Genomic DNA, 5,071 nt, shown 5'->3' with positions numbered 1-5,071 from the left:
CGCTTAGAGTGGGTGACAAAATTGCCATTGGTGGAGTGGACGGGGTTGTAGTTACCCACGTGAGGGGGATACTCAAGCCAAGACCAGCTCAGGAAATAAGAGTGGAAAGCAGGTTTAAGAGTGTAAAGGAGGTAACTGCTGCAGCTGGAGTAAAGATAGTAGCTCCGGGAATAGAGAACGTCGTCGCTGGTAGCGAGTTTGAAGTCGTCGAGAGTGAGGAAGACGTAAAGAGGTTCGAAGAGAGAATTAAGAGAGAGATTGAAGAAGTTACGATAAAAACCGACGAAGAGGGAGTAGTTCTGAAAACAGACACTCTCGGAAGTTTGGAAGCTTTAGTTAACGAATTGAAAGAAGCGGGGGTTCCTATAAAGAAAGCTGAAGTTGGAGACATCGACAAGAGAGATATCGTGGAGGCTGCAGCAAACAAAGACGAAATAAACAGACTCGTAATAGGGTTCAACGTAAAAGTTCTACCGGGGGTTGAAGAAGAAGCGGCAAGGTACGGTGTAAGGATTTTCCTTGACAACATAATTTACTCCCTTCTCGACAACATAACAAGCTGGAGAGACGAGCAGAAGAGGTTGAGGGAGAAGCAGAAGATAGAAAGCCTAATCAAACCCTGTAAGATCCAGCTCCTCAAGGATTTCATATTCAGGAGGAGCAAACCGGCTATAGTCGGAGTTAAGGTTCTTGCCGGAGAGTTGAGAAGGGACGTCAAGCTCATAAAGCCTGATGGAACTCCGGCGGGAAGCGTGAGGAGCATACAAAAATCTGGAGAGAACATTCCCGTAGCAACGGAAGGTGATGAAGTGGCAATAGCGATAGACGGAGTGACCATAGGAAGGCACCTTGACGGAAATGAAATCCTTTACGTTGACATTCCCGAGAAGCACGCCAGAATAATAGAAAGGGATCTCCTCGATTCGCTGTCCGAAGAGGCTAAAAAGGCTTTTATGGAGTTTCTGCAGATAAAAAGGAAGGAAAATCCGTTTTGGGGAAGGTAGTTTCAAGCCATTCAGCTGAGCGTTGGTATTAGCACTCGGCCCATCAACAACTTTTATAAATTGAGCTCCTTCAATCCAAAGTATGGAGTTTAAGGTTGTTATCTCAGACCCAGAAACTGGAAGGGCTTATCAGAAAGTAATAAGCGGAGCGAACGCAAACAAACTCATCGGAAAAGAGATAGGCGACGTAATAAACGGAACGCTCGTGGAACTTCCTCCAGATTACGAGCTTCAAATTACCGGAGGAACGGACAAAGACGGATTTCCAATGCGTCCAGATTTACCGGGTGGAGTTAGAAAAAGGCTACTTCTTTCCGGAGGAGTGGGCTACAGACCAAAGGAAAAAGGAGTTAGAAAGAGAAAGATGGTGAGAGGAAGAGTGATTACAAGGGATATCGTGCAGATAAACATGAAAGTCGTAAAGAAAGGAAAGGTTCCTCTCGAAGAGTTCTTCAAGAAGGAGGAGCAGCAGAGTGGGAGTTCTTGAGGATAAGAGAAGAGCCAGATTTTTTTACAAGTATTTTTCCAAAATTTACGATTATGTAAACCCGATTTTTTACTCCCTTGAGATGAGAAGAAAAGTTGTAGATTTAGCTGAGATAAGTCGGGGGGATATCGTTCTCGAAGTAGGATGCGGAACCGGATTTACAACCGAAGAGATAGTTGCGAGAGTTGGAGAGGAAAACGTTGTGGCGGTAGACATAACTCCGGAACAGATGAAAAAGGCTGTGGAGAGATTTAGGGGAGCTTTCTTTGTGAGGGGTGATGCTGAAAATCTCCCCTTTAAAGACGACTCTTTCGACGCTTCGATTTCTGCTGGAAGTATAGAGTACTGGCCGAATCCGGTCAAAGGTATAAAGGAAATGGCAAGGGTAACAAAGCCGGGAGGGAGGGTGGTAATTCTCGCTCCAAGAAAACCGGATAATCCGATAGTTAGGAAGTTTGCCGAGTCCATTATGTTGTTCCCTTCTACCCAGCAGCTCGTTTTATGGTTTGAAAAAGCCGGACTTAGTGATTTGAGGGTTGTGGAAACGGGTCCGTACTTTTTCTGGAGCAAGCTTGTCACGATAGTGAGCGGAAGGAAAGAGTAATATTTTAGCGATTCGACAACTATTTGTGGAACTCGAAAAGATAAGAAAACTTGTAAACCTCAGTAAGTTCGATATCTGTCATGAGAAGTGTGCCTTCGATCCGTTTAGGCTTATCTACATTTCTAAAGCTGGAAGTAGAAAGGTGAATTTGTTCAAAACTCTCATTACGTCTTCTTGCTCCTTCGACTGTAGGTATTGCGGAAACGCTTGGAATAAGGGGGTGAAAGCTACACCTCAAGAAATTTACAAAGCTTTCAAGCTTTTGAAGGAAAAGGGGTTCGTTAGCGGGGCATTCATAAGCAACGCCATAAGCGATCCAGAAAAATCGATGGAGGAGATTTTAGAGGTTGGAGAAATGATCAGAAAGGAGAATCCAAGTTACCTCCACCTCAAAATAGTGCCCGGAGCGAGCAGAGATCAGGTTAAAAGGGCTGCGGAAATTGCAAACAGAATCAGCGTGAACATAGAAACACCATCAAAGAGCGTTTTCGGTGAAATTTGTAGCGTTAAGACGAAAGAAGACGTTCTCAGGAGGTTGAGATGGGGGTTGAAGGAGGCGAAGAAGAGGGGGAAGAGCTTTTCAACCCAGATGATTGTGGGAATCGGAGAGAGCGACGAGCAGATTTTGAAAGTTGCTGAAAAGCTTTACAGAAGTGGAGTGAAGAGAGTATACTACTCTGGTTTTACGCCAATTAAAGGGACCCCCATGGAGAGTTTAAAAGCGGAGGAAAGGGGAAGGGTCGTTAATTTATACAGAGCCGATGCTCTTTTAAGAATCTACGGATACTCCTTCAAAGATCTTAGGGAAGCTCTAACCGACGGCTTTCTACCAAAAGAGGATCCAAAGCTCGTTTTAGCATTAAGGAAGAGAGAACTTAAAGCGATAGAGATCCCTGGAGTCGGGAAAAAGATTGCCAAGCTTTTGGAAAAGGGATACACTCTTGGAGAGATAAAGAGAATGGGGTATTCGGTGAAAAGAATCTCAGCGTTCGTCAATCAAAGAAGACTCCACGAGTTTTCAACCGAATAGAACATCTACAACGTCTCCGATAACGCTCTTTTTCCCGTCTATTATACTTTTCTCGTAAAACTCGGTGTAACCACAGTTTTTACAAATTACTGCATAAAACTCGTTGGACTGAATATCGAAGATTTTCGTCAGTCCAGTTCCGGTTGTTGCAAGCTTCCTCACCTCTGCTTCGGTATTTTTGCATTTAAAACAGCGAAACTTCATCTTCACGGCATCCTCAAATTTCATGAGGAAACTTTGTCGTATGTTATTTAAAGGCTTTTCAGAGATGCACTGGATTTAATATTGAGACGAAGATCAGGGTTAAAATCCCGGCAAGAACGAGCCTCAATCCTGATTTTATTACGTTCTCCTTTGATATCCTCCCAAGCATCAATCCAACGATAAAGAGCAGAAAAAGTCCTATGAGCACAGCATACGGAAAAGCTTCTCTCGCTGGGAGGAAAACGTAGGGAATTAGAGGAATTATTCCGGCAGGAATTGGAGCTATCGCATGGACTATTGCGCTTATTTTCATAGCGAAGCTGTGGGCTTCGTCAATCAGACAGTAATCGTCTTCGAATTTCAAAAGCGACCTTCTTTTCTCCATTGCCGCAACTTTTTGCTCAACTCTTTCAGCTTCAAAAGCCCCCCAGCCGCTTGAAATTCCAAGAGCGAGACTTGTGGCTATCCCGGCAGAAATCACGGCTTCACTTGAGATACCGCTTAAAAAGGCTCCGATGAGCATACCCATGACCGTGAGAACGCCATCAAAAAAGCCTATTACAAAGTACCTTCTTGATATTGTAACGAGATCAGTCATAGAGGCGTATATCTTGAGTTTTTCTTTGTCGATCCGTAGCACCTACTTATCCTCTTTCAAAAAGAGTTAAAAAATTTAGTGATCTCTATAGCTTTATGAAGATTTACGACACTATGAGCAAAAAAATCGTTGAATTAAAGCTTGATAAAACTGTGAGAATGTACGTTTGCGGGATAACCGCTTATGATTACTCCCATATCGGTCACGGGAGAAATCTCGTTTTTTTCGACACCCTAAGAAGATTTCTGGAATTTAAAGGACACAAAGTAATCTTTGTACAAAACTTTACTGACGTTGACGACAAAATAATAAGAAGGGCTATAGAACTTGGAAAAACTGCTAAAGAAGTTTCTGAATTCTTTATTTCAGAATTTTGGAAAGATGCCAAGGCGCTCAATTACAAAAGAGGACTGCACCCTAAAGTAACGGATTTCATTCCGAAGATTATTGAATTCGTAAAAGCTCTTATTGAGAAAGGCTACGCCTACGAGGTTGAAGGCAAGTACGGAAAAGACGTGTACTTTCACGTTCCCAGCTTTGAGAGGTACGGAGAACTCTCTGGTTACTCTGTGGAAGAGTTGAACCGTCACAGAATAGAGCCCGACGAGAGAAAGAAAGATGTGAAGGATTTTGCCCTGTGGAAATCCGCAAAGGAGGAAGACTTTAAAGCAAAATCTGTTTATGACTCCCCTTGGGGAAAGGGAAGACCGGGATGGCATATAGAATGCAGCGTGATGTCTTCGGAACTGCTTGGAGTTCCTTTTGACATCCACGGAGGAGGGATGGATTTAATTTTTCCTCACCACGAAAATGAAAGGGCTCAAAGCTACGCTCTCTTCGGAGTTGAGCCGGTAAGGTACTGGATACACAATAACCTTGTAACGATAAACGGGGAAAAGATGAGCAAGAGCTTGGGGAACATAGTGAGGATAAGAGATGCTGTGAACAAGTACGGTGGAGAAGTAGTGAGATTCTTCCTTCTTTCGGCGCACTACAAATCTCCCCTCGATTACAGTGAAAAAGCAATTGAAAGGTCTAAAAAGAGTTACGAGTATCTCTTAAACACCCTCAGAAACTTGGACATGGAGATAGCTTATTTGAAGACCTTCGGGGAGAAGAGGGAGGGAAGTTTAAAGAGCTACAT

General features: G+C 43.5%; 6 protein-coding genes and 1 pseudogene. 5 read left to right on the top strand and 2 right to left on the bottom strand.

Annotation, left to right across the window (positions count from 1 at the left end; all coding sequences use genetic code 11):
• The 4 genes and pseudogenes from F7C14_RS05890 to F7C14_RS05875 form a co-directional block, all read left to right on the top strand.
• Nucleotides 1–1,004: pseudogene (locus F7C14_RS05890) on the top strand (translation initiation factor IF-2); the annotation flags it as partial.
• A gap of 82 nt (nt 1,005–1,086) precedes the next feature.
• Nucleotides 1,087–1,491: a 30S ribosomal protein S6e gene (locus tag F7C14_RS05885; RefSeq protein ID WP_290900833.1), complete on the top strand. Its 405-nt coding sequence runs from the start codon at nt 1,087–1,089 to the stop codon at nt 1,489–1,491.
• Nucleotides 1,478–2,095: a methyltransferase domain-containing protein gene (locus F7C14_RS05880; RefSeq protein WP_290900831.1), complete on the top strand. Its 618-nt coding sequence runs from the start codon at nt 1,478–1,480 to the stop codon at nt 2,093–2,095. The genes F7C14_RS05885 and F7C14_RS05880 overlap by 14 nt, the downstream gene beginning before the upstream one ends.
• 25 nt (nt 2,096–2,120) lie before the next feature.
• Nucleotides 2,121–3,125, top strand: coding sequence for a radical SAM protein (locus F7C14_RS05875; protein WP_290900829.1), 1,005 nt, complete (start codon nt 2,121–2,123; stop codon nt 3,123–3,125).
• On the opposite strand, the gene F7C14_RS05870 is transcribed toward F7C14_RS05875, so the two are convergent.
• Together F7C14_RS05870 and F7C14_RS05865 are read right to left on the bottom strand one after the other, a co-directional pair.
• Nucleotides 3,114–3,353, bottom strand: a complete 240-nt coding sequence (locus F7C14_RS05870; protein WP_290900826.1) for a zinc ribbon domain-containing protein — start codon at nt 3,351–3,353, stop codon at nt 3,114–3,116. The genes F7C14_RS05875 and F7C14_RS05870 overlap by 12 nt on opposite strands.
• 34 nt (nt 3,354–3,387) lie before the next feature.
• Nucleotides 3,388–3,969, bottom strand: a complete 582-nt coding sequence (locus F7C14_RS05865) for a VIT1/CCC1 transporter family protein (protein ID WP_290900824.1) — start codon at nt 3,967–3,969, stop codon at nt 3,388–3,390.
• 53 nt (nt 3,970–4,022) lie between these two features.
• On the opposite strand from F7C14_RS05865, the gene cysS reads away from it, so the two are divergent.
• On the top strand, nt 4,023–5,071 hold a 1,049-nt coding region (gene cysS, locus F7C14_RS05860), incomplete at its 3' end, for a cysteine--tRNA ligase (protein ID WP_290900822.1).

The sequence above is a fragment of the Ferroglobus sp. genome, assembly GCF_015521575.1.
Lineage (GTDB): Archaea > Halobacteriota > Archaeoglobi > Archaeoglobales > Archaeoglobaceae > Ferroglobus.
Note: the sequence above shows the minus strand (reverse complement) of the source record. Positions and strands in the feature narration are given on the sequence as shown.